25 protein-coding genes and 1 tRNA gene are annotated in these 22,219 nt (G+C 66.2%); 13 read left to right on the top strand and 13 right to left on the bottom strand.

The window, feature by feature from the left end:
• Positions 1-46: 46 nt before the first annotated feature.
• The 3 genes from AC1DFE_RS18450 to AC1DFE_RS18440 form a co-directional block, all read right to left on the bottom strand.
• Complete coding sequence (locus tag AC1DFE_RS18450) at positions 47-427, bottom strand: hypothetical protein (protein WP_476907317.1); 381 nt, start codon at positions 425-427, stop codon at positions 47-49.
• Positions 402-1,037, bottom strand: a complete 636-nt coding sequence (locus AC1DFE_RS18445; RefSeq protein ID WP_476907316.1) for a signal peptidase I — start codon at positions 1,035-1,037, stop codon at positions 402-404. Before AC1DFE_RS18445 ends, AC1DFE_RS18450 begins: the two co-directional genes overlap by 26 nt.
• A gap of 71 nt (positions 1,038-1,108) precedes the next feature.
• Positions 1,109-1,729, bottom strand: a complete 621-nt coding sequence (locus tag AC1DFE_RS18440) for a TasA family protein (RefSeq protein ID WP_476907315.1) — start codon at positions 1,727-1,729, stop codon at positions 1,109-1,111.
• A 327-nt stretch (positions 1,730-2,056) separates the two neighbouring features.
• Between AC1DFE_RS18440 and AC1DFE_RS18435 the strand changes: the two genes are divergently transcribed.
• Positions 2,057-2,596, top strand: coding sequence for a COG4315 family predicted lipoprotein (locus AC1DFE_RS18435; protein WP_476907314.1), 540 nt, complete (start codon positions 2,057-2,059; stop codon positions 2,594-2,596).
• Positions 2,597-2,650: 54 nt separating this feature from the next.
• Here the strand turns inward: AC1DFE_RS18435 and AC1DFE_RS18430 are convergent, their stop codons facing one another.
• The 3 genes from AC1DFE_RS18430 to AC1DFE_RS18420 all read right to left on the bottom strand — a co-directional run bounded on the left by AC1DFE_RS18430 (position 2,651) and on the right by AC1DFE_RS18420 (position 4,251).
• On the bottom strand, positions 2,651-3,391 hold the full coding sequence (locus tag AC1DFE_RS18430; protein WP_476907313.1) for an anti-sigma factor family protein: 741 nt from the start codon (positions 3,389-3,391) through the stop codon (positions 2,651-2,653).
• Complete coding sequence (locus tag AC1DFE_RS18425) at positions 3,388-3,894, bottom strand: sigma-70 family RNA polymerase sigma factor (RefSeq protein WP_476907312.1); 507 nt, start codon at positions 3,892-3,894, stop codon at positions 3,388-3,390. Before AC1DFE_RS18425 ends, AC1DFE_RS18430 begins: the two co-directional genes overlap by 4 nt.
• Before the next feature lie 284 nt (positions 3,895-4,178).
• A tRNA-Thr gene (locus tag AC1DFE_RS18420) sits at positions 4,179-4,251 on the bottom strand.
• Between the two features lie 224 nt (positions 4,252-4,475).
• Here AC1DFE_RS18420 and AC1DFE_RS18415 point away from each other — a divergent pair.
• Positions 4,476-5,246, top strand: coding sequence for an HAD family hydrolase (locus tag AC1DFE_RS18415; RefSeq protein ID WP_476907311.1), 771 nt, complete (start codon positions 4,476-4,478; stop codon positions 5,244-5,246).
• A 79-nt stretch (positions 5,247-5,325) separates the two neighbouring features.
• Here the strand turns inward: AC1DFE_RS18415 and AC1DFE_RS18410 are convergent, their stop codons facing one another.
• From AC1DFE_RS18410 to tmk, 3 genes are all read right to left on the bottom strand, one after another.
• Positions 5,326-6,897, bottom strand: a complete 1,572-nt coding sequence (locus AC1DFE_RS18410) for an alpha/beta hydrolase (protein ID WP_476907348.1) — start codon at positions 6,895-6,897, stop codon at positions 5,326-5,328.
• Between the two features lie 90 nt (positions 6,898-6,987).
• On the bottom strand, positions 6,988-8,133 hold the full coding sequence (locus tag AC1DFE_RS18405; protein WP_476907310.1) for a DNA polymerase III subunit delta': 1,146 nt from the start codon (positions 8,131-8,133) through the stop codon (positions 6,988-6,990).
• Positions 8,130-8,777 carry a dTMP kinase gene (gene tmk, locus AC1DFE_RS18400; protein ID WP_476907347.1) on the bottom strand — a complete coding sequence of 216 codons (648 nt, stop codon included), beginning with the start codon at positions 8,775-8,777 and terminating at the stop codon, positions 8,130-8,132. Before tmk ends, AC1DFE_RS18405 begins: the two co-directional genes overlap by 4 nt.
• 114 nt (positions 8,778-8,891) lie before the next feature.
• Here tmk and AC1DFE_RS18395 point away from each other — a divergent pair, with 114 nt between their 5' ends.
• Positions 8,892-10,076 (top strand): trans-sulfuration enzyme family protein, encoded by a 1,185-nt coding sequence (locus AC1DFE_RS18395; protein ID WP_476907309.1) that lies wholly within the window; start codon positions 8,892-8,894, stop codon positions 10,074-10,076.
• 9 nt (positions 10,077-10,085) lie between these two features.
• A complete protein-coding gene (locus AC1DFE_RS18390) occupies positions 10,086-10,442 on the top strand; it encodes a DUF2516 family protein (protein WP_476907308.1) in 357 nt (118 codons plus the stop codon).
• Positions 10,443-10,460: 18 nt separating this feature from the next.
• On the opposite strand, the gene AC1DFE_RS18385 is transcribed toward AC1DFE_RS18390, so the two are convergent.
• Complete coding sequence (locus tag AC1DFE_RS18385) at positions 10,461-11,285, bottom strand: class I SAM-dependent methyltransferase (RefSeq protein ID WP_476907307.1); 825 nt, start codon at positions 11,283-11,285, stop codon at positions 10,461-10,463.
• Between the two features lie 103 nt (positions 11,286-11,388).
• Here AC1DFE_RS18385 and AC1DFE_RS18380 point away from each other — a divergent pair, with 103 nt between their 5' ends.
• Positions 11,389-12,135 (top strand): phosphoglyceromutase, encoded by a 747-nt coding sequence (locus tag AC1DFE_RS18380; RefSeq protein ID WP_476907306.1) that lies wholly within the window; start codon positions 11,389-11,391, stop codon positions 12,133-12,135.
• Positions 12,136-12,305: 170 nt separating this feature from the next.
• Here AC1DFE_RS18380 and phoU read toward each other — a convergent pair whose 3' ends face one another.
• The gene (gene phoU, locus AC1DFE_RS18375; protein WP_476907305.1) at positions 12,306-12,968 is read right to left on the bottom strand and encodes a phosphate signaling complex protein PhoU; all 663 of its coding nucleotides are present in this window, start codon (positions 12,966-12,968) and stop codon (positions 12,306-12,308) included.
• A gap of 203 nt (positions 12,969-13,171) precedes the next feature.
• On the opposite strand from phoU, the gene AC1DFE_RS18370 reads away from it, so the two are divergent.
• Both AC1DFE_RS18370 and AC1DFE_RS18365 read left to right on the top strand, forming a co-directional pair.
• Complete coding sequence (locus tag AC1DFE_RS18370) at positions 13,172-14,461, top strand: sensor histidine kinase (protein ID WP_476907346.1); 1,290 nt, start codon at positions 13,172-13,174, stop codon at positions 14,459-14,461.
• Positions 14,458-15,138, top strand: a complete 681-nt coding sequence (locus AC1DFE_RS18365) for a winged helix-turn-helix domain-containing protein (protein WP_387105152.1) — start codon at positions 14,458-14,460, stop codon at positions 15,136-15,138. Before AC1DFE_RS18370 ends, AC1DFE_RS18365 begins: the two co-directional genes overlap by 4 nt.
• Positions 15,139-15,232: 94 nt before the next feature.
• Here AC1DFE_RS18365 and AC1DFE_RS18360 read toward each other — a convergent pair whose 3' ends face one another.
• On the bottom strand, positions 15,233-15,823 hold the full coding sequence (locus AC1DFE_RS18360) for a hypothetical protein (RefSeq protein WP_476907304.1): 591 nt from the start codon (positions 15,821-15,823) through the stop codon (positions 15,233-15,235).
• A gap of 326 nt (positions 15,824-16,149) precedes the next feature.
• Between AC1DFE_RS18360 and AC1DFE_RS18355 the strand changes: the two genes are divergently transcribed.
• From AC1DFE_RS18355 to rlmB, 6 genes are all read left to right on the top strand, one after another.
• Positions 16,150-16,632, top strand: a complete 483-nt coding sequence (locus tag AC1DFE_RS18355; RefSeq protein ID WP_003801164.1) for a CarD family transcriptional regulator — start codon at positions 16,150-16,152, stop codon at positions 16,630-16,632.
• A gap of 171 nt (positions 16,633-16,803) precedes the next feature.
• The gene (gene ispD / locus AC1DFE_RS18350) at positions 16,804-17,586 is read left to right on the top strand and encodes a 2-C-methyl-D-erythritol 4-phosphate cytidylyltransferase (protein WP_476907303.1); all 783 of its coding nucleotides are present in this window, start codon (positions 16,804-16,806) and stop codon (positions 17,584-17,586) included.
• A 49-nt stretch (positions 17,587-17,635) separates the two neighbouring features.
• A complete protein-coding gene (ispF, locus tag AC1DFE_RS18345; RefSeq protein ID WP_476907345.1) occupies positions 17,636-18,121 on the top strand; it encodes a 2-C-methyl-D-erythritol 2,4-cyclodiphosphate synthase in 486 nt (161 codons plus the stop codon).
• A 102-nt stretch (positions 18,122-18,223) separates the two neighbouring features.
• The gene (locus AC1DFE_RS18340; RefSeq protein WP_476907302.1) at positions 18,224-18,550 is read left to right on the top strand and encodes a hypothetical protein; all 327 of its coding nucleotides are present in this window, start codon (positions 18,224-18,226) and stop codon (positions 18,548-18,550) included.
• Positions 18,551-18,582: 32 nt separating this feature from the next.
• Positions 18,583-20,037, top strand: coding sequence for a cysteine--tRNA ligase (gene cysS, locus AC1DFE_RS18335; RefSeq protein WP_476907301.1), 1,455 nt, complete (start codon positions 18,583-18,585; stop codon positions 20,035-20,037).
• Positions 20,038-20,129: 92 nt separating this feature from the next.
• Positions 20,130-21,131 (top strand): 23S rRNA (guanosine(2251)-2'-O)-methyltransferase RlmB, encoded by a 1,002-nt coding sequence (gene rlmB / locus AC1DFE_RS18330; protein ID WP_476907300.1) that lies wholly within the window; start codon positions 20,130-20,132, stop codon positions 21,129-21,131.
• A 240-nt stretch (positions 21,132-21,371) separates the two neighbouring features.
• On the opposite strand, the gene AC1DFE_RS18325 is transcribed toward rlmB, so the two are convergent.
• On the bottom strand, positions 21,372-22,181 hold the full coding sequence (locus AC1DFE_RS18325; protein ID WP_476907299.1) for a carbon-nitrogen hydrolase family protein: 810 nt from the start codon (positions 22,179-22,181) through the stop codon (positions 21,372-21,374).
• Positions 22,182-22,219 lie beyond the last annotated feature (38 nt).

Raw genomic sequence — 22,219 nt, 5'->3', positions numbered from 1 at the left:
GGGCTGCGGCTTTCATCTGATGGGCTGTTCGGTGTGCGGCTGGAGCCTAGGGTTCCGGGCGCCGCCGCCCGCCGAGTGCGCCTTGCAGTTCCGGCACATGGAGGTCGATGTCCCGCGCCACGCTGGCCGCAGCAGCCATGTCGGCGGCGACCAGGGCCTTCTCCAGTTGTGCGCACAGGTGGCTCATCTGCAGGGCACCGGCCATTGACGATGACGTTAGCAGGCTGAGGGTGGCATCCATCGCCGTATCCCGGTTCCCCACCCCGACGTTCCGGATGATGCGTTCAACGCGCTGGGCCAGGAGGGCTGCGTAATTGTCCGAGAAGGACTCGGCGGCCTCCGTCGAGGATTCCTCGGCCAGGTAACGAAGATGCTCCCCGTCCAGGGTCGGCTTCTGTGCCTCAGCCTGCGGTCTGTGTTTCTGCACCATCCGCCCCGTCCCGGTACCCGTTCAGAGCGTCGGGCCCTTTCCGCCAGATCCTGACCAGCAGGATGAGCACCAGGACGCCGGGAACCGCATACGTCAGGGCCATCAGCACTGCCGGCTGGCGCAGTGTCCGGATCACTGTGCCGAGGTAGGGCACCGTCGCGGCCTGGACGTCCACGGTGTCTCCCTGGATGGTCGCTTCCCAGGGATCGGCGCCGTTGTTCGCGTCCCCCTTGGTCCGCAAAGTGGTGCTGCCGTTCCCGTTGCGGGTGAGCTTGACGATCCTGTGCGTCTCCACGCGCCGGTCCTCCACCGGGATCTTGTAGGTGATGATGTCCCCGGTCTTCAGGGAACTGACCGGCGTGGGAACGGTGACGACGACGTCCCCGGGGTTGATCAGCGGAGCCATCGAGCCGGTAAGCATGGTGCTTGTCTGGTATCCCAGGATCCTGGGGCCGGCGGCCAGGAAAAGGAAGGCTGCGACGGCGACGGCGAGGAGCGCGGCCGCCGCCGTGCGGACCAGCAGGCCGCCGGCCTTGAGCAGCAGCGAGCCTTTGGCCCGGACCGCCGGTCCGGGCGTCCCGGCCGCTGGCGTTGGTGCTGCTGTCATGGCGTGCTGCCTTCCGGAGGGGCCCCTCCGCCGCGGTTCTGGGGCCTGACGACGGAGGGGACGTGTGTGGGTTATTTGTCAGTGCCGGAGCGCTGGGTGCCGGTGAAGGCCAGATCGATGGTGCTGCTCTTGGCCTGGAAAGTGTTGTCGGCGCCTGCGGGCAGGGCCAGGGTGACGCGGAGGTTGTCCGTCTTGCCGGCCGCCACCGTGGTGAGGTTGGCCAGGGCAAGACCGGTGCCGATGACGGCGCGGGAGGCAAGGACACTGCTCGTGCCTCCGGAACACGTGTAGGTGTAGGCCGGGGAGGCACCCGCTTCGGTCCACGGAACGGAGCAGTTGTCGATGGTCAGTTGCAGCCCCAGAGCCGGGTCGGTGTCCAGCTTGGAGGACGTCGGTGCGGTGGTGGTCAGCTTGATGCTGGAGAGCGCCTGGTTGCCAGCGGCATTGGTCAGCGCGACCGCTCGCTGGACGGTGTCGCCGGGCACCAGCCCGGTGGCGGCAACGCTGAGGCGGTTCGCGGCGCCGGAGGCGGCCAGGGCGACGGCCACCGTCCCGGAATCGACGTCGGTGGATGCAGAGGTGGTGGACGTGAAGGCGCCGTAGGTGCCAAGGCCGGCGACGGCGGCTGCGGTGCCCACGAGGGCCAGGGAGGCGACGACCTTGCCGGCGGTGGAGTTCAGGTTGAGACTCATGGTGTGGCGAACGTCCGTTTCTCCAAGGAGTCCGGCCTGCGGACTTCGTATGCCGGTCTTCCGTGCCGGTAACGAACACTGTGCCTTCGTAGACTCAAGGACCCATCCGATGCCGATCAATACTGGCTCAAGAAAACCCGTCCAGCTGGAGGCGGTGCAAGATTGGATCAAAACGGGCCGCGTGGGCGGGCTGGACCACTTCCCGGGACCGCCTGTTTCCGCAACTTCACTGAGACAGGACGCTTTTCGGTGAACTGTCCCGCTTCCGGCATCGTGTCATCGTTGTGGCCGGTCGATCCGACCGCGATGAGGATTGAGGAATGGATCATGAAAAAGAGCATTGGATGTTTGGTCATGTTCGGGGCGGTCGGACTGATCGCACTGACGGGGTGCGGGCAGTCGTCTCCGCCCGCCACAGGGTCGTCCCAACCCGCAGCATCATCGCAGGGCGCTTATGGCTCCGCTCCGACGTCATCGCCGACGGACGGCGCGGCATCCGGACCGGTCCTGAAAACAGGGCACACCTCGCTGGGGACCATTGTGGTGGATGGAAAGGGCATGAGTGTTTACTACTTCGATAAGGACACGGCCAACACGGGCAAGAGCACCTGTAATGCCGGCTGCTCCTCGTTGTGGCCGGCGGTTAAGGCCGCGTCGTCATCGCCGGGGGTGTCCGGGGTGACGGGCAAGGTCGGATCCATCACCCGTGATGACGGCACGATGCAGGCAACTGTCAACGGGCGGCCCGTGTACACATACAGCAAGGATGCTGCGGCAGGCGACGTCAAGGGTCAGGGCGTCGGCGGCATCTGGTGGGCCGTCGCACCGGATGGTGACAAAGTTTCGGGGGCAATGTCCGGGTACTGAGCATCGGAAAGAGCCGCACTGCGACCATAGTCCGTTGTGGCGGCACTCAAATTTTTATAGCCTGGCGCGCAGCAGTGTCAGGCCGCTATCGACGGCACGGATTTCGACGCGGCGGATGTCTGCGGCCGGGATGCTGGTGGTCGCCGTCGGCATTACCACCATCCCGGGATCCGCCGTCCAGCTCGCCACCTGTGTCGTTACGCCACGCGAGTCCACAACCACCAACGCGTACTTCTCTGCCGTGCCATCAACGCCAGTGCCTGGGCTTGACGGATAGCCCGTTGGAGAGGTCCGGTAACTGCACTCCCAGTCGATCCGCGTCCCCCACTCCTGCCCGGCTATGGATCCTTTCGCAGCCAGCGGATTGGCAACGACTGCGGTGAAGTTCAGGGTGCTGACGAATCCCGACTGTGACTGTTTCGCAGGAGGAGCCGACTGCATGGCTTCAGTCGCCGGGACGATAACCGCCAAAGTCACGGCCCCTGACGCCGCGCTGGCGCCGAGCACGAGTCCGGCAACGGCCAGACGCATCCGTTGCCGCCGACGGCGGACCGCTTCTCCCAGCGCGGGAAGCTCGGATGCTCTGGTATCGCCGCCGCGTTCGAGGGCTTGGGCCTCCTCCGCCGACAGGGTGCCCAGCAACGAGGGAAGTCCCGCAAGCTCGGCCACGGCAGCCCTGCAACGGGCGCAGCCGGCCAAGTGCTCCTCAAACTCGCGACGCTCGGACGGGACCAGGGATCCCAGCACATAGACGGCGTCCCACTCGCGGTACTTATCCAATCGGTTCGGGCTCACAGAGTCACCCCTCTCTCCTGCAAAGCCAGCCGCATGGCCCTCAGGGCGTAATGCAGCCTGGACTTCACAGTTCCCTCGGCGATTTGGAGGCTCTCGGCGATTTCAGCCGTCGACTCCCGTTGAAAGTACGAGCGCCGAATGACCTCCCTGTGCTCGGCGGACAGAGCGCTCAGGGCATCCGAAATCAACCACCTGTCCAGAACCCTGTCGATCTGATCAGGCGCGGGAATCTCAGGCAGCCGGGCGGCTCCTGTCTCATGCCGGATTCGGGCGCTTCTCCGGTCATCGATGACCAGATGGCGAGCAACCGTATAAAGCCACGCGCGCACCGCCGGCTGAGAGCGCTGCAAAACCGCCGGATGCCGCCACGCACGGATCAGGGTCTCCTGCACGACGTCGTCCGCCAGCATGCCGTCACTGGTCAGCCCCGTGACGAAGCGACGCAACGCCGCCCCGTAGGCGTCCTGCAGCGAACGCAGTAACTCAGCTTCATAGTCAGGCATCTCTGCCCCCTTAGTGGGAGAACGATGCAGGCCGGTGATTGGTTCATCATGAACTGCGACAGGACCTGCGCCGTATGTCAGAAGGTGCCTGCACCGGCCAGTCACCCGTAGGAAGAAGCGGCTTCCAGTTTCCTTTGCATGTCGCTTCTTGGCGCGCGTCGCTATCGAAGCTGACAGCACCATCGATTTGGTCGGAGTCGACCGTGTAAGCGGCTTCATTCCCGCTTGTCCTCAAACCAGCGAAAAACCCCCCAAAAACCGTGGTTTCTAGGGGGTTTATCCCGAGCTTCCTATCAGAATCGAACTGATGACCTTTTCATTACGAGTGAAACGCTCTACCGACTGAGCTAAGGAAGCACCGCATCAAACAAACCAAAACCGGCCGGTTCATGCAAGAGACAACTGTAATAGAGTCCCGGCGTCCGGGTCAAAATGAGCGCCCCGCAGGCTGAGATTGCCGTTGGCAGGACGTTCATTCTGCCGTCGAACCCGGTTCAGGCCCCCAAAAGCAACGGCAGCGATGCTGGGTCAGGACAACGTGGCGCAGCCTGCCTGCGCACCAGCGGCAAAGGAGCTTGACCATGACACCAGACAGCGCAATTCCCACCGTCAGCGCGGTGGCCCCACGCACCCCCTTTACCGATCCTGACGCGGCAGGGCAGGGCCGGTCCGTCCGGCTGGCGGTGCTGGCCATGGTGGGAACAACCGTGTACGACGGCGGACTCATGGACCGCGCCATGTCCCGCACCCTGGTGGAGCAGGGGGTGCCGGCCGGCTCCGCCCGCTTCGAAGGCATGCTGCGGTACGCGCGGGAGCGCTCCGGCATATCCCGGATGACGGTTTTTGCCGAACTGTTCGACGACGCCGAGGCGGCCGCCAGCGCCAACCGGAGGTTCGAACTGAACTGCGACGAACTCATCGCCGACGGCGGCATCCGCGCGGTTCCCGGTGCGGAGGACACGATCGGCTGGCTTCGTGACGCCGGCATCAAGGTCTGCCTGGCCACCGGCTTCGGGCGCCACACGCAGAACATGTTGCTTGAATCGCTGGGCTGGATGGGACTGGCCGATCTCAGTCTGTGCCCCGCGGACGCCGGCCGGGGCAGGCCGTTCCCGGACATGGTGCTGACAGCGGTCCTGGCACTGGACATCGACGACGTCCGGAAGGTGGCCGTGCTGGGGGACTCCGCGGCAGACATCCATTCCGGCCTGCGCGCCGGGGCATCGGTGGCAGCCGGGGTGCTGACCGGGGCGAACTCCGAGGCGGCATTGCGCGGCGCCGGTGCCACCGACGTCGTGCCCTCCATCAAGGACTTTCCGGCCCTCCTGGAGCGGCGCGCCTCCCGGCCGTGAAGCGCCAGAGTTTTTGAAGCACCCGAGCTAAAAACACGCGACGGCGGCCGTCGCGGCCGGGTGCAGGAGTGGTGGGGAGTCAGCAGACGGTGTTGTCTGCCGGCTCCTTGCCGTCCACGAGGTATTTGTCCACGGCGTTCGTGATGCAGCTGTTGGATCTGCCGTAGGCGGTGTGGCCCTCGCCCCTGTAAGTCAGGAGGGATGCGTTTCCCAGCTGCTTCCGCAGTTCGCTGGCCCACTCCACTGGCGTTGCCGGATCGCCGGTGGTACCGACGACGACGATCGGGGTGGGCCCGCTGTACTTGACGGCGGACGGGGTCCGAACGTTCTTGTACGGCCAGTCCGCGCAGTTCGCCCCGCCGTAGGCGAAAAAGTAGCCCAGCGTGGGAGCGGCCTCGCGGAGCCGCTGGTCCTCGATGCGCATGGCCGCGGGGTCGCTGCTCATGGGGTAGTCCAGGCAGTTGTAGGCACCGAAGGCGAACGTGGTGTTGGAGGTGTACTTGCCGGTCGGTGAACGGTCGGCGCCCAGATCCGCCAGGCGGAGCATGAGGCTGACGTCGCCCTTCATGGCGGCGTCCAATGCCTGCGTCAGGGCAGGCCAGCTTTCATTGCCGTAGAGCGGAACGACGAGGCCGCTGACGAATTCGGTTCCTCCCACCAGGCGGCCGTCCTTGGCCGCGCGCGGAGCCTTAACCACGGATGCGATGAGGCCGCGGATCTGCTGGAGCCCATCGTCGACGGTGCCGCTCAGGGGGCAGCCCTCCTCCCCGAGGCAATGCTCAACATAGGCGCGCAGGGCCTTTTCGAAGGCCGTCGCCTGGCCCATGGTCAGCTCCTCGGCGCTGAGCGAGGGGTCCATGGCACCGTCAAGAACCATGCGTCCCACATTGTAGGGGAACAACGACGCGTACGTGGAGCCGAGGAAGGTGCCGTACGAAAAGCCCATGTAGTTGAGCTTGGAGTCATTGAGCACGGCGCGGAGGACGTCCAGGTCCCTGGCCGCGCTGACGGTGTCGATGTGGCCAAGGACCGCGCCGGTCTGTTCGGCACACTTGGCGGCGATGGCCTTGTTGTCGGCGCGGAGCACGGCCATCCCGGCATCGGTTTCCGGTGTGTAGATCTTGGCCCGGGCCTCGTCCCGCTCCTTGTCGGTGAGGCAGGTGACAGGCGCGGAACGTTTGACGCCGCGCGGGTCGAAGCCCACGAGGTCGTAGTTAGCGCGCACGGTCTCGGAGAAGTGGCTGGTTCCGGCATCCCTGACGAAGTCGTAACCGGAGGCGCCGGGACCGCCCGGGTTGATCAGGAGGCTGCCCTTCTTGTCCCCGGTGCTGGCGATCTTCACCGCAGCGAGTTCGATGGTGTCGCCGGCGGGCTTCGCATAGTCCACGGGCACCTTGACCTTGGCGCACTGCAGCTTGTCCTCGCAGGGCTCCCAGATGACCTTCTGCGAGTAATAGGCCTTGAGCTCCGCCGGGGCGGCCGCCGCTATGGAGGGGTCGGCCTGGCCGGTGGAGCCATTCTGAGCGGACTCACCTTTGGACAGGCCAAGGGCACTGCACGATGCCAACAGCAGGGCCAGCGCCATGGCGCCGGCTACCCGCAGCCCGGCCGCGAGGCTCCGGGGTCGCGGGGACAGAGGCGGTGCAGACATCATGCGGGTTCTCCTTGTGGGCGGCGTCAGCTCGGTCAGGCAAAGCGGTCAGGCAAATGGCGGCGGTGGGCTACTGGATCGGGCTTAGGGCTACTGGATCAGGCTTGCGGCCATTGATTCTACGGCCAACAGGGGAGCCACGTTGGTGGTGGTGATTCGCTTGCGGGCGTTGTTTATGGCGTCCATCCGGGCGAGGGTCACGTCCGGCCCGGACCTTTGGGCGAACTCCTCCAGCTCACTCCTGAGCTCAACGTTCACCAGCTCCACGGCGTTCCCAAGCTGGATAATCAGGACATCCCGGTAAAACGAGAGAAGGTCGGTCAGCGTCCGGTCCAGGGAGTCGGTGACGGAGCGCTTGGCGCGCCGCTTCTGATCGTCTTCGAGCTGCTTCACCTGGCTGCGCATCGCGGGCGGCAGGGTGCCGCTTTCCGGAGCGCCGAGGGTGGCCAGAAGAGCGGCTTTTTCGGCGGCGTCACGCTCCTCGTTGGAGCTCGTGGCCTCCTCGGTGGCGATCTTCACGAGTTTGTCAGCCATCATCACGGCGGCGGTGATGCCACGGAGCCCCAGCGGGAACCGGACGGTCTCCAGCCGCCGTTCCCGGGCCTCGGCGTCGCGGGCCAGGCGCCGGGCGATGCCCACGTGGCTCTGGGCCGCCCGCGCGGCGCGCTCGGCAAGGGCCGGGTCCACGCCGTCGCGCTTCACGAGCAACGCCGCGACGTCAGCCGCCGGCGGCAGGCGCAGCGCCACCGCCCGGCACCTGGACCGGATGGTCACCAGGACGTCCGCGGGGGAGGGCGCGCACAGCATCCAGATGGTGCGCGGGGTGGGCTCCTCGATCGCCTTGAGCAGCACGTTGGTGGTGCGCTCGGCCATGCGGTCGGCGTCCTCCACCACGATGATCCGCCAGCGGGCCGACGACGGCCGGTTGCCCGCGGTGGCCACAAGTTCGCGCGCCTCTTCGATGGTGATGGTCACCTTTTCGGTGCGGACAAAGGAGACGTCGGCGTGGGTCTCACCCAGGATGGTCCGGCAGGCCGGGCAGGTGCCGCAGCCGCGCAGACTCACGTCGTCCTGGTCGCAGTTCAGTGCTGCGGCGAAAGCTTTGGCCGCATTGGAACGGCCCGAACCGGGAGGCCCGGTGAACAGCCAGGCGTGCGTGAGCCCATCGCCCATGGCCGCCTGCCGCAGCTGGGCGACGACGGCCGGCTGCCCCTGCAGGTCATCCCATACGGTCATGGCTGCATGTCCGCTGATGCCAGAAGCTGCTCAACGCGTTCCAGGATCAGTCCCGCGATTTCCTCGACCGGCAGCCCCGCCTCCAGCACCAGGTAGTTCCCGGGCCGGGCCCCGGCAAGGTCGAGGAACGCCTGCCGGATCCGGGCGTGGAACTCGTCGGCCTCGGATTCCAGCCGGTCCTCGGCAGCATCCCCCGCGGTCCGGCGGCTGCGACCTTCGGCCGGGTGGACATCCAGGAGTACCGTCAGGTCCGGCTGCAGCCCGGATGTGGCCCATTCATTGACGCTCCGGACGGCGTCCGTGCCGAGGCCGCGGCCGGCGCCCTGGTATGCCACCGAGGAATCGATGTAGCGGTCCGTCAGCACCACCTCGCCGCGGGCAAGGGCCGGCCTGATGACCTGGCTGGCGTGCGCGGCCCGGGAGGCGGCGAAGATGAGGGCTTCGGTATGGGCGTCGATGTGGCCGTGGCCGTGGTCCAGGACCAGGGAACGGAGCTTCTCGCCGATGGGCGTCCCGCCGGGTTCCCGGGTGCGCAGCACGGTGAGGCCGCGCGATTCCAGCGAGCCGGCCAGCCGGGCCGCTTGCGTTGACTTACCGGCACCGTCACCGCCCTCGAAGGCGATGAAAAGTCCGGAACTCTGCATATTCACTTGTCCAGCCTACCGATTTCCACCACGGTCATGGCCGGTGGGCGCTTCTGTAGACGGCCAGAAGGGGCCGCTTTCCCCGCTGGCAGGCAGCCAAAGTACCCTTTGACCATGAGTCTTTCCGATCAGCATGCCGCATCCCTGTCCGCCGAAACGGTGGTTGTGGCCGCCGGCCGTCCGCCCCGTGAGCACGATGCTCCCGTCAACCCGCCCATCGTGCTTTCCTCCACGTATTTCGGAACCGGCACGCTCGACGACGGCGACCGGGGCTACGGACGCTACTCCAATCCCACGTGGGACCCGTTCGAAGAGGCACTGGGCCAGCTCGAGGGCGCCGCGCTGCCGGGCCTGCTGTACTCCTCCGGCCTGGCGGCGGTCAGCTCCGCTCTCTCCCTGATCCCCAACGGGGGCGTCCTGGTGATGCCGTCCCACAGCTATTCGGGCTCGCTGGTGATGGCTGCCGAGCTGGCGGATAAGGGCTTCCTCGAGCTCCGCACCGTGGACATCGCCGACACCGACGCGGTCCGCGCCCAGATAGCACCGCAGGACGGCAAAGCGGCGGACATGCTGTGGCTGGAAAGCCCCACCAATCCGATGCTCGGCATCGCGGACATCCGGGCGCTCACCCAGGCAGCGCACGATGCCGGCGCCGTCGTCGTCACGGACAATACTTTCTCCACGCCTTTGGTTCAGCTGCCGCTGAGCCTGGGCTCCGACGTCGTCCTTCACTCGGTGACCAAATACCTGGCCGGCCACTCGGACGTGGTACTGGGCGCCCTGGTGAGTTCTGACGCGGGACTGCGCGAAACCCTTCTGCATCACCGCATCATCCACGGCGGAATCGCCGGACCCTTCGAAGCGTGGCTGGCGCTGCGCGGACTGCGGACGCTCGCCCTGCGGATTGAGCGGTCCCAGGCCTCCGCGGCGGTGCTCGCCGAACGGCTGAGCACGCACGCGGCGCTGGAGAGCGTGCGGTACCCGGGCCTGCTGACGGATCCCGGCCACGACCTGGCCAAGTCACAGATGACGGGCTTTGGTTCCATTCTCTGCGTCCAGGTTGCCGCGGCCGGCGGGCTCAGCGCCTCCGAAACTGCCGACAAGCTGGTCCGGGCCCTGGACCTGTGGCTGCCGGCCACGTCCCTTGGCGGGGTGGAATCGCTCATCGAGCGGCGCCGCCGGCATGCGGCAGAACCGGTGAGCGTCCCGGAAAACCTGGTCCGGCTGAGCGTCGGCATTGAAAACGTCGAGGACCTCTGGGCCGATTTGAAGCAGGCGTTGGACGCGCTGGACCGATAGGCTGGGCTGGTGGACGGACGAGTACTGATTTTCTATGTTGAGAGCGCGGTCTACTACATTCTGGGGCTGATAGCACTCGCCCTTGAGGTGTGGGCCTTCTTTGACTGCGTCCGCCACCGGTCCAACGCCTTCGAGGCTGTTGGCAAGCGCACCAAAACGTTCTGGCTGGCCTTGACCGGCGGCAGCCTCGCCGTCGGCGCGCTGTCCGTGCTCGGCGGCGGATCGGGTGGCCTCCTCGGGCCCCTTGGTTTGTTCGGCCTCGGGGCCGTGGTGGCGGCCTCCGTCTACCTGGCCGACGTCCGGCCCGCCGTCAAGGACGCCGGACGCGGCGGCAGCCGGAATATGGGTCCGTACGGCCCCTGGTGACAGGCGTTTGGCGGTCGCCTAAACCTGGGGCGCCACTGCTTCCCAGCCGACCGTAAGTTCGCCCAGCCGCCAACGCGAGGGGCCATCGTGCACCGGCCACCCGCCGTCGAGCAGTGCCCTGCACATGGCCGTCCACCGCTGCCGGTTACCGAACGGCGCCAGCGCGGCCGCCTCGAGCCAGGCCCGGTCCATTGCCTGCAGCAGCGTATGGACGCGTTCCCCTGGAACATTTCGGTGGATGAGGGCCTTGGGCAGGCGTTCCGCGATCTCGGACGGCAGGGCAAAACTTCCGAACCGCACCGACATGGTGAGGCTGAGCGGACGCTCGGCATCAAGGGCAATCCAGGCGGAGCGCCGGCCAATCTCGTCGCAGGTCCCGTCGATGAACAGGCCATCCGGAGCCAGCCTTCCCTGCACCAGTTCCCAGATGCTGCGGACGTCGGCTTCCTCGTACTGCCGCAGCACATTGAACGCGCGCACAAACACCGGATTCCCGGGCACCGGAAGTTCGAATCCTCCGTTGTGAAAACTGAGGCCCGGCCGCTCCAGCGCCTTCGCCGCGCGCACCCGTTCCGGTTCGATCTCGATCCCGCAGACGTGCACATCCGGCCGTACTGCGGAGAGGCGTTCAAAGAGTTCGACGGCGGTGGCCGGCGAAGCGCCGTAGCCCAGGTCCACCACGAGCGGCTCCGCCGCCCTCCGGAGCCGCCAGGCCTGCGGCCCGGCCAGCCACCTGTCCAGCCGGCGCATGCGGTTCGGGTTGGTGGTGCCGCGGGTCACGTTCCCCACCGGCTTGCCGCGGCTGCCCCGGTTCGTCGCCACCCGCTCTGCTTTCTGCACCACGGTTCCAGCCTATCGGCCCGGCGCTGTCCCGGGACGCGGGGGAGCCCAGCCGCGTGATGTAACTCTCGGCGCCGCCCGGCCGCGCTCGGCTAGGATGAAAATCATGACTTACAAGCTGATTCTGCTGCGCCACGGCCACAGCGAATGGAACGCCAAGAACCTGTTCACCGGCTGGGTGGACGTCGACCTGAACGACCAGGGCCGCGAGGAAGCAGCACGCGGTGGAGAGCTGCTGGTTGAGAACAACATTCTCCCGGACATCCTCTACACCTCGCTCCTGAAGCGGGCCATCAACACGGCCAACATCTCCCTGGACAAGGCCGACCGCGGCTGGATCCCCGTCAAGCGCGACTGGCGCCTCAACGAGCGCCACTACGGTGCACTGCAGGGCAAGGACAAGGCCCAGACCCTCGCCGAATTCGGCGAGGACCAGTTCATGCTGTGGCGCCGTTCGTACGACACCCCGCCGCCCGCCCTGGACGACAACAGCGAGTTCTCCCAGTCCCGCGATCCGCGCTACGCGGACCTCGGCAACGACCTGCCCCGCACCGAGTGCCTAAAGGATGTCCTCATCCGCCTGCTCCCGTACTGGGAATCGGACATCAAGGAAGACCTGAAGGCCGGCAAGACCGTTCTGGTCACCGCCCACGGCAACTCCCTGCGCGCCCTGGTCAAGCACCTGGACGGCATCAGCGACGACGCCATCGCCAGCCTGAACATCCCCACCGGCATCCCGCTGGTCTACGACCTGGACGAGGACTTCCAGCCGATCACCCCCGGCGGAACCTACCTCGACCCCGAGGCAGCGGAGCAGGCCATCCTGGCCGTCGCGAACCAGGGCAAGAAGTAGCGCTGCTCGCCGCTGGTTGAGCTCGCCGAAACCACAAACGGACGACGCCGGCCGGTCACTTCAGGTGACCAGCCGGCGTCGTCCGTTTTATTACTGGAGTTTTTGTCCACTTAATGGCCGCAAATGCCACTTTAGGAGCCAATAGGTGGACAAAAACTTGAAGCTATCGCTTAACCGTGCTCGATGCTGTTCGGGTGCCAGGCGCCCGTGACGAGGTAGGTGACCTTCTGCGCCACGGACACGCCGTGGTCCGCGAAGCGCTCGAAGTAGCGGCTGGCCAGAGCCACGTCCACGGTGGTGGCCGGGGACTCCTGCCAGTCGGGGCGTGCGATGGCCTTGAAGACGCTGAGGTGGAGGTCGTTCACCGCGGAGTTGGCCTTGAGGATGTCACGGGCAACCTCGAGGTCACGGGTCTCCAAAAGTTCGGTGAGCTTGTTTGCGATCTCAATGTCCTGCTCGGCGAAGCTCTTGAACGTGCCGGTGAGGGACTCCGGGATCACCATGGACGGGAACCTCAGCCGGGCGAGCTGGGCGATGTGGCGAGCAAGATCGCCCATGCGCTCCAGGGATGCGCTCATCCGCAGCGACCCGACGATCATGCGCAGGTCGCTGGCCACGGGACCCTGCAGGGCGAGGATGTCGATGGCGCGCTCGTCGAGGCTGTTCTGCAGGAAGTCGATCCTGGCGTCTGCGGCGATGACGTCCTGTGCCAGATCGACGTCTGCACTTTCGAACGATGTGGTTGCCTTGCCGATCGCTTCACTGACCAGCTTTGAAATCTCGATGAGGTCCTCGCCCACATGGGCCAGCTCCTCCTGAAAAACCTTGCGCACGTAGGCGTCCTTTCCTTGGAAACTCCGCCCCGCCGCGGCGGTCAGAATTTCGTGTCACCGTTCCGGCAGTCCAACGGCACACTCTTCCAGTGTTCGGTGAACTGTTACACACCTCAAGATGAACGTTAGCTGAATCCGCACCGCATGGGCCGTTTGTCGGATATCGCGGCCTCCCGGAAGCATAAGCTGGAGGCGTGGATCCAATGCTCTTAGGTGTCATCGCCGGCCTGCTGGGCCTGTCGTTCGGCGTCTTTGGCGTGCTCGCCTTCCGCGCCAGCGAGAAGCAGCGCGAGCTCGTGGACATTGAGTACGACGAGCCGGCGCTGCCGCAGGGCTCCGCGGAAGTCCTCGCCGTCGTCGGGCAGGCGTTTGTGGTGGTGGACGCGATCGACGGCGTCGTCCGGGCCAGCCCGGCAGCCTACGCCTACGGCCTGGTCCGAGGGCACACCGTCGTGCACCGCGAACTGCTGGACATGACGGCGAACGTCCGGCGCGACGGCGTGATCCTGGAGCGGCAGCTGGAACTGCCGCGGGGGCCGCTCGGCCAGGGAACCATCATCGTGCAGGTCCGGGCAGCCATGCTGGGCGAGGAATATATCCTCCTGCTGGCCGATGACCGCACCGAGATTACCCGGACCGAGGAAATCCGCAACGACTTCGTGGCCAACGTGTCCCACGAACTGAAGACCCCGGTAGGCGCCATCTCGCTCCTGGCCGAGGCACTGGAGTCGTCGGCGGACGACGAGGACGCCGTCCGCCGCTTCGCTAAGCGCATGCACAAGGAATCGGCACGCCTCGCCGCGCTGGTCCAGGACATCATCGAGCTCTCCCGTCTGCAGGGCGCGAACGTGGCCCAGCAGGGCCACCCCGTCGACATCAACGACGTCATCTCCGAAGCCGTCGACCGGTCCCAGCTGCCAGCGGAGAGCAAGAACATCCAGATCGTCATCGGAGGCCGGGCGGAGGCCAAGGTCTACGGCGACCAGGACCTGCTGGTCACCGCCCTGCGCAACCTCATCGACAACGCCATCCGGTACTCGCCGGAAAACACGCGCGTGGGCATCGGGCTGCGGTCCAGGGAGGGCCTGGTTTCCGTCTCCGTCACCGACCAGGGCGAAGGCCTGTCACCCGAGGACCAGGAACGGGTGTTCGAGCGTTTCTACCGTGTGGATGCGGCCCGGTCCCGCCACACCGGCGGAACAGGCCTGGGCCTGAGCATCGTCAAGCACGTTGTTTCCAACCACGGCGGGGAAGTCACGCTCTGGTCCCAGCCCGGCCAGGGCTCCACATTTACCCTCCGGCTGCCCGAAATGGAGGGGCAGGACGAAGAGGCCGTGCCAGGCCAGCGCGCGCCACGGGCCACTGCTCCGGGCACCCAGGAAGCCAAAACACTGGCCGCCCCCGCAGCACCGCAGGGTCAGCCGGATCGGCCGCAGCAGGCCAAGGAACCACACGACGCCGCCGGCGTCCACGAACGAGGAGCTAACGCTTGAGCAGGATTCTTATTGTCGAGGATGAGGAGTCGTTCAGCGACCCCCTGTCTTACCTACTGGGCAAGGAAGGGTTCGAAGTGGAGGTCGTGGACAACGGCCTCGACGCCATCACGGAATTCGACCGCAACGGGGCGGACCTCGTGCTGCTCGACCTGCAGTTGCCGGGACAGTCCGGCACGGAGGTCTGCCGCCAGCTGCGGCAGCGTTCCAGTGTCCCGGTGATCATGCTGACCGCCAAGGACACCGAAATCGATAAGGTGGTGGGGCTTGAACTGGGCGCGGACGACTATGTCACCAAGCCCTATTCCTCGCGTGAGCTCGTGGCGCGCGTGCGTGCCGTGCTGCGCCGCCAGGGGGAGCCGGAGGAACTCATCTCATCCACGGTCCACGCCGGACCAGTGCGGATGGACATCGAACGGCACGTGGTGAGTGTCGACGGCGAACAGGTGTCGCTGCCGCTGAAGGAGTTTGAACTGCTGGAGATGCTGCTGCGCAACTCCGGCCGCGTGCTGACCCGCGGCCAGCTAATTGACAGGGTCTGGGGCTCCGACTATGTGGGCGACACGAAGACGCTCGATGTCCACGTCAAGCGCCTGCGCAGCAAGATCGAGCCCGACCCGTCCCTGCCGCGGTACCTGGTCACCGTGCGGGGGCTGGGCTACAAGTTTGAACCGTAGCAGCCAGCTGCCGGCGATCCTGGCACGGAAGCGATAACACGAAGAAGGAGGGGTTCCCGGCCGGGAACCCCTCCTTCTTCGTATTGTTGCGCTGTTAGTGGCCTGTGCTGGGCGTTGCCGAGGCGGTGTCGCTCGGCGTCGCCGTTTCGCCCGGCGTCGCGGTCTGGCTCGGAGTGGCAGACCCGCTGGGCGTGCCTCCGGGCAGGTAGGCGGCGTATTCCTTCAGCGTGCCGTCAACGACGGGGATCTTCACGGTTTTGTTGACGTTGGTTGCGTCCTCGCTCACCTGGACGTCCACCGTGGACCCGGCAGGGCCGCCGGAGGTGCTGAGGATGGCCGCGTCCGCGGAGCTGTTCAGCAGGGTGTAGGAGTTCTGCTTGACGGAGACTTCAGTCTGCGCGCCTTCGGCCCCCTTGAGCGTGACCTTCACGTTCTTCGAAGAGGAGTTGTAAACGGCGCCGATGACGCGGCCCGGCTGGTTCTTGCCGGCGGAAACGATCAGCATATTGCGCAGCTGTACCGGTCCGACGTCGGTACGGATTCCGTCCGAGGCGGCGTACTGTACGGAGGTCTGCTGCTCGTTGACGTAGCCGCAGCCCGTCAGGGCCAGCAGGCCGACGCTCAGGGCGGCTGCCGCCATTGCCATCTTGCCGCTCTGGCCCCGGTTCATCGCAGTGAAACGCACGTCACGCACTCCTCGAAAAGTCTTTGAAACAGTTTTCAGGCATAGCCTATCGGCAAAGAGGGCCAAACAAGGATTCGGACCGTCCACATGACCGGCCCCTCCGGCGCGGGCTTAAGGGAGTCCGCGGCCGCCGACGGAGGCCCGCAACTACCCGCGCGTAACGCTTGTGGGCCTGCAGACGATGCACTATTGTTCGCATTCGTCAAGGGGTTTGAGGGGCTGATTTCGGCCATTTTCCGCGGATTTACGGGGTTCCTGGACCGTTTCCATGCCAGTCATATGCCTTAATCGTGATAAACTGGTCTGCGGGAAAGGGGAAAGTTTACATGGTTTTTGAGGTCGGCGAGACAGTAGTTTACCCTCACCACGGTGCAGCAAAAATTGAAGAGATCAAGATGCGCACTGTTAAGGGCGAAGAGAAGATGTATCTCAAGCTCAAGGTGGCTCAGGGTGATCTGACCATTGAAGTTCCAGCAGAGAACGTTGACCTCGTTGGGGTACGCGACGTAGTGGGCAAGGACGGTTTGGAGCACGTGTTTGATGTGCTCCGTGCCGAGTTCACTGAAGAGCCCACCAACTGGTCGCGTCGTTACAAGGCAAATCTGGAGAAGCTTGCTTCCGGTGACGTTATCAAGGTTGCAGAGGTCGTCCGCGACCTGTGGCGCCGGGATCACGACCGGGGCCTTTCTGCAGGCGAGAAGCGAATGCTGGCCAAGGCCCGGCAGATTCTGATTTCAGAATTGGCTCTGGCTGAAAAGACCGACGAGGAGAAGGCTGCGAGCGTTCTCGACGAGGTCTTGGCTTCCTAACAGGAATTGAACCCCGGTGGCAAAGTGCCGCCGGGGTTTCTTCTTGCCCAAAAATCCCCTACTAAGTGGCAGCTGTGGGCGTTCCCAGTGCTGGGAACGCCCACAGCTGCCACTTAGTTGGGATCCGTGGAGCGATGAGGGGGAGCGCGGCCGGGACGTAGGCTAGTGCGCATGAACACTGCACCCAAGCGCCTCCTGACCGCCGTGATCCTCGTCGCCGCCGGTTCCGGGCAGAGGCTGGGTTATGGCGTGCCGAAGGCAGCCGTGCCGTTGGGCGGTGAACCCATCCTCATGCATGCGCTCCGAGGTATCGTCGCGGCAGGCATTGCCAGTCAGGTCTGCATCGCGCTACCGGCGGGCGATCAGGAGCTCCGCCGGCTCTGCGAGGACTTCCGGGAGGAGCTGGTGGACGGCGGCCCGCTCCTCACAATGGTTGACGGCGGCGCCTCCCGGGCGGATTCCGTGCGATCCGCACTGGCAGCCGTGGAGGACGGCACCGAAGCAGTTCTGGTCCATGACGCCGCCCGCGCCCTGACTCCGGAGCCGGTGTTCCACCGCGTAGCCCAGGCCCTGGCTGCCGGCGCCGACGCCGTGATTCCGGTCATCCCGGTAGTGGACACCGTTAAGACCGTCGCCGCCACCGAGGGGCCGGCCGCGGACATCGCACCCGAGCTGGTCACCGGAACCGCTCCCCGGGAGGAGCTGCGGGCCGTGCAGACGCCGCAGGGTTTCAAGCTGTCCGTACTGCGACAGGCGCACGAGGCAGCCGCGGGATTCGATGAGCGCAAGGCCGCCGCGGTTACCGACGACGCCATGCTGGTGGAGCTTCTCGGCGTGCCCGTGCATGCCGTTCGCGGAGCCAGCCAGTCACTGAAGATCACCACGCCGCTGGACCTCATCATCGCCGAGGGCCTGCTCGAAGGCCCTCTCGGTGCCCGCTGGGTGGAGGGCTGACAACCACATGACGGAAGGCGCCATGGCCCACAACGCTTCGCGGACCCCGATGTTCCTTCCCCGGACAGGCATTGGTATCGACGTGCATGCCTTTGCCCCGGACAGCGCCCCGCGGCCGCTCTGGGTGGGGGGACTCTTCTGGGAAGGTGAACGGGGCCTGGCCGGACATTCCGACGGCGATCCCGTGGCCCACGCCGCCGCCGACGCACTGTTTTCCGCGTGCGGCATCGGGGACTTGGGCACGCACTTCGGGACAGACCGGCCTGAATTCGCCGGAGCCTCCGGAGTCACGCTGTTGGCCGAAGCAGCCCGCATCGTCAGGGCAGCGGGATTTGAGATTGGCAACATCGCGGTGCAGTTCGTGGCCAACCGGCCCAAGTTCGGCCCGCGCAGGGAAGAGTCCCAGCGTGTCCTCACGGAGGCCGCGGGCGCCCCGGTGAGCGTCACCGCCACCACCAGCGACGGCCTCGGCTTCACCGGCCGCGGTGAGGGCATCTCCGCGGTTGCCACCGCACTGGTCTACCCGGCGCCCTAGGGGCCCGGCGGCGTTGGCGCCCGGGGGCCCGGCTGTCCGGCCGCCCAGCCACATCGCCTACGCTGGAATAAGCATCAGTACCGCAATCCCAGGAGACCCGCCGTGAAAAAGTTGCTTCCCGCCGTCGTGATCGCAGGGATGCTTTTGGCCGGCTGCGCCGGTAGCCCCCGCATGAGCGTGGAGGAGAGCTGCAAGTTCCTGCAGGGCGACACGTTCAAGCCCACGGGCAACCAGCAGCAGCAGGCCGACCAGATCGCCAAGCACTACCAGGAGGTCGCCGACAAGGTGGCCCAGGACGTCGCCGACCCCATCCAGAAAATGGCGGACATCATGAAGCAGGTGGCCAGCACCTCGCTGGGCAACAAGAGCGCAGAGCAGACCGCGGAACTCACCAAACAGAACAACCGGATCGGCGAGGTCTGCAAGTAAGCGGGGACATTGGTATCGGCTAATCTGGAGCGGTGACCCTGCGCTTTTACGACACTGCATCCGCCGAAGTCCGCGACTTCGTTCCCCTGGTACCGGGCAAGGTAAGCCTGTATTACTGCGGTGCGACCGTGCAGGGCATGCCGCACGTGGGGCACATCCGCTCCGCCATCGCCTTCGACCAGCTCACCCGCTGGCTCGAATACCGCGGCTTCCGCGTCACGGTGGTCCGGAACGTCACCGACATCGACGACAAGATCCTTGCCAAGTCCGAGGCCTCCTTCCACCCGGATTTCGAGCAGGAGGCCGGCGCCGTGCCGGAGGAGGAATGGTGGGCGCTGGCCTACCGCTACGAGCAGGAGTTCCTCAAGGCTTATGACACCCTTGGCGTGTCCCGGCCCACCTACGAGCCGCGCGCAACCGGCCACATCCCGGAGATGCACGCGCTGATCCAGCAGCTGATCGACCGCGGGCACGCCTACCCAGCCCTTGACGATTCGGGGGACGTCTACTTCGACGTTCGCTCCTGGAACAAGTACGGCGCCCTGACGCGCCAGAAGATCGATGACATGCAGGGTGCCGCCGACGCCGACCCGCGCGGCAAGAAGGACCCCCGGGACTTTGCCCTCTGGAAGGGGCATAAAGAGGGGGAGCCGACGACGGCGAGCTGGGTTTCGCCGTGGGGCGCCGGCCGTCCGGGCTGGCACCTCGAATGCTCGGCCATGGTCACCAAATACCTCGGCACCGAATTCGACATCCACGGTGGCGGCCTGGACCTGCGCTTCCCGCACCACGAAAACGAGATGGCCCAGTCCCAGGCTGCAGGCCACGGCTTCGCGAACTTCTGGATGCACAACGGCATGGTCACCTACCAAGGTGAGAAAATGTCGAAGTCCGTGGGCAATACGGTCAGCCCGGCCGAGATGCTGGCGCTCGCACCGCCCCGCGTGGTGCGCTACTACCTGGGCCAGGCGCAGTACCGCTCGGTGCTGGACTACCAGCCCACGTCGCTGCAGGAAGCCTCAGCCGCCGTCGAACGCATTGACGGCTTCGTGGCCCGCGCCGTCAGGGCGCTGTCCTCCGACGGCGCCCTGTTGTTCGGCAGCCACGGCACCGTTCCGGATGCATTTACCGCCGCGATGGACGACGACCTCAACGTCCCGCAGGCCCTTGCGGTGCTGCACGACACGGTCCGCACCGGAAACTCAGCCCTCACCGACGGCGACCTGGCGGCAACGCGGCAGGCCCTCGCCGGCGTGACCGACATGCTCAGGGTCCTGGGGATCAGCGACGCTGCGCAGCCGGCCGTTGATGACCAGGCCACCGGTGCTCTCGGGACGCTCATTGAGGCGCAGCTCGCTGCCCGCGCCGAGGCGCGTTCCAGGAAGGACTGGGCCGCCTCCGACGCCATCCGGGACACCCTTGCGGCGGCCGGCGTTCTGGTCGAAGACAACGCCGACGGCGCCACGTGGAGCCTGCAGCGCAGCTAGCCTTGGCGGCCCGGCGGCCGCCCGGTCAACGATTTGAGGCCAGTCAGTAGACTGGAGTCCAGACTTACTCAATACAACCAAGGGTGGAATTCATGGCCAACAAAGGTCGCCCGGGCGCAGTCCGCAAGCTCAAGAAGGGCCCCACCACCGGAACAGGTGGCCACGGCCGCAAGGCTCTCGAAGGCAAGGGGCCAACCCCCAAAGCCGAGGACCGCCCGTACCACAAGGCGCATAAGAGCAAGCAGCTTGCCGAGCGCTCCGCAGCCAAGCGACCGGGTAGTGCCGGGGCCACCCGCGGTGCCGGTGCCCGGTCCGGCCCGAAGGGGCGCGCCACCGAAGAGGTCGTCACCGGCCGCAACTCCGTCGTGGAAGCGCTCCGGGCAGGCATTCCGGCCAAAGCCCTGCACGTCGCCATCCGCATCGAGATGGACGACCGCGTCAAGGAGTCGCTGAAGATCGCTGCGGAGCGGGGCATCCCGCTGCTGGAAACCGGCAAGCCCGAGCTGGACCGGATGACCGACGACGCCGTGCACCAGGGGCTCGTGCTGCAGATCCCGCCGTACGAGTACCAGGACGCCTACGACCTGGCTGAAGAGACGGTTGAAGGCTGGAAGAAGGGGCACATCGCTAATGCACCCCTGTTCGTTGCGCTGGACGGCATCACCGACCCCCGCAACCTCGGCGCGATCATCCGCTCGGTTTCGGCTTTCAGTGGCCACGGCGTCATCGTCCCCGAGCGCCGCTCTGTGGGCGTCACCGCCGCGGCGTGGAAGACCAGCGCCGGCGCGGCCGTCCGCGTTCCGGTGGCCCGCGCCTCCAACCTGAACAACGCCATCAAGCAGTTCAAGGACATGGGCGTCTTCGTGCTGGGGCTCGACGGCGACGGCGACGTCTCGCTGCCGGACCTCACCGTCGCCACCGAACCCGTCTGCATTGTGGTCGGTTCCGAAGGCAAGGGCCTCAGCCGCCTCGTCCGGGAGAACTGCGACCAGATCGTCTCCATCCCGATCGACTCCGCCATGGAATCCCTGAACGCCTCCATGGCCGTGGGCATCTCCCTCTACGAAGTCTCCCGCCAGCGCGCCGCCAAGTAACACCGGCCAACGCGCTCTCAGCTTTCGCAGGGAAACCGGGAACGCTCTCGCAGCTTGTGCAGCGAAACGTCCAACGCCCTCTCAGCTTTCGCCGGGAAACCGGGAACGCTCTCGCAGCTTGTGCAGCGAAACGGCAAACGCTCCTTCACTTCGCGTGAAGGAGCGTTTCCTTTTCCCCGGCAGGAGCTGCGGGAGGGTTTCGGTATTTCCTGCAAGAGCTGAGAGAGGGTTTCTCTTCCTCTAGAACTCGCGACGGTTGGCCAGGACCGGGAGCTTGGTGCGGGCTTCCTTGACCAGGGCGGGATCCAGGTCGGCGAAGATGAGTCCGGGGGCGCCGTCGAGCTCCTCGAGGACCTCGCCGAAAGGCGAGACGACGGCGCTGTGCCCGACGCCCGTGGGCGCTGCCCCCCGGGGCTCGGTGCCCTGGGTTGCGGGGTCGCCCTGGCCGCAGGCGAGCACGTAGGTGGTGGTGTCCACTGCACGGGCCCTGGCCAGGAGCTGCCACTGGTCCACCTTGCCGGGACCGGAACCCCAGGACGCGCAGATGATGTTGGCGACGGCCCCGCGGCCGGCGTTGGCGGTGAAGAGGGCCGGGAAGCGGATGTCGTAGCAGGTGGCCAGGCCGAAGGTGAGGCCGCTGACGTCGAACGTCACGGGGCCGGTCCCGGCGTCCACGGTGTCGGATTCCAGGAACCCAAAGGCGTCGAAGAGGTGCACCTTGTCGTAGCTGGCTTCCACACCCGGTCCGGTCACCAGCAGCGTGTTGCGGACCTTGGTCTGCCCTCCGGCCTGTGACGAACCGGGAGTGAACATCCCGGCAACGATCACGATCCCCAACTCGTCGGCAAGGGAACGGACGCGGCCTGCCCACGGTCCGTCGAGCGGCTCGGCGATTTCCAGCAGGGAATTGCCGAAGGCACGCATGGTGGCCTCGGGGAAAACAACGATCTCCGCGCCGCCGTCCTTGGCCCGGCGGGCGTACTCCTCGACCACGGTGAGGTTCCCATCCACATCCCTGCCGGTGATGATCTGGGCCAATGCAATCTTCACGAAAACCTCCACGTTGGTGCGTCATTACAGCGTTCAGC

The sequence above is a fragment of the Arthrobacter sp. 05T423 genome (assembly GCF_056396245.1).
Note: the sequence above shows the minus strand (reverse complement) of the source record. Positions and strands in the feature narration are given on the sequence as shown.

Excerpts from the sequence above, each read along its gene's own strand:
- AC1DFE_RS18445 (WP_476907316.1), bottom strand. The coding sequence starts at position 1,037 with ATGACAGCAGCACCAACGCCAGCGGCCGGGACGCCCGGACCGGCGGTC.
- AC1DFE_RS18440 (WP_476907315.1), bottom strand. The coding sequence starts at position 1,729 with ATGAGTCTCAACCTGAACTCCACCGCCGGCAAGGTCGTCGCCTCCCTG.
- AC1DFE_RS18435 (WP_476907314.1), top strand. The coding sequence starts at position 2,057 with ATGAAAAAGAGCATTGGATGTTTGGTCATGTTCGGGGCGGTCGGACTG.
- AC1DFE_RS18425 (WP_476907312.1), bottom strand. The coding sequence starts at position 3,894 with ATGCCTGACTATGAAGCTGAGTTACTGCGTTCGCTGCAGGACGCCTAC.
- AC1DFE_RS18415 (WP_476907311.1), top strand. The coding sequence starts at position 4,476 with ATGACACCAGACAGCGCAATTCCCACCGTCAGCGCGGTGGCCCCACGC.
- AC1DFE_RS18410 (WP_476907348.1), bottom strand. The coding sequence starts at position 6,897 with ATGTCTGCACCGCCTCTGTCCCCGCGACCCCGGAGCCTCGCGGCCGGG.
- AC1DFE_RS18405 (WP_476907310.1), bottom strand. The coding sequence starts at position 8,133 with ATGACCGTATGGGATGACCTGCAGGGGCAGCCGGCCGTCGTCGCCCAG.
- tmk (WP_476907347.1), bottom strand. The coding sequence starts at position 8,777 with ATGCAGAGTTCCGGACTTTTCATCGCCTTCGAGGGCGGTGACGGTGCC.
- AC1DFE_RS18395 (WP_476907309.1), top strand. The coding sequence starts at position 8,892 with ATGAGTCTTTCCGATCAGCATGCCGCATCCCTGTCCGCCGAAACGGTG.
- AC1DFE_RS18380 (WP_476907306.1), top strand. The coding sequence starts at position 11,389 with ATGACTTACAAGCTGATTCTGCTGCGCCACGGCCACAGCGAATGGAAC.
- AC1DFE_RS18370 (WP_476907346.1), top strand. The coding sequence starts at position 13,172 with ATGCTCTTAGGTGTCATCGCCGGCCTGCTGGGCCTGTCGTTCGGCGTC.
- AC1DFE_RS18355 (WP_003801164.1), top strand. The coding sequence starts at position 16,150 with ATGGTTTTTGAGGTCGGCGAGACAGTAGTTTACCCTCACCACGGTGCA.
- ispD (WP_476907303.1), top strand. The coding sequence starts at position 16,804 with ATGAACACTGCACCCAAGCGCCTCCTGACCGCCGTGATCCTCGTCGCC.
- ispF (WP_476907345.1), top strand. The coding sequence starts at position 17,636 with ATGTTCCTTCCCCGGACAGGCATTGGTATCGACGTGCATGCCTTTGCC.
- rlmB (WP_476907300.1), top strand. The coding sequence starts at position 20,130 with ATGGCCAACAAAGGTCGCCCGGGCGCAGTCCGCAAGCTCAAGAAGGGC.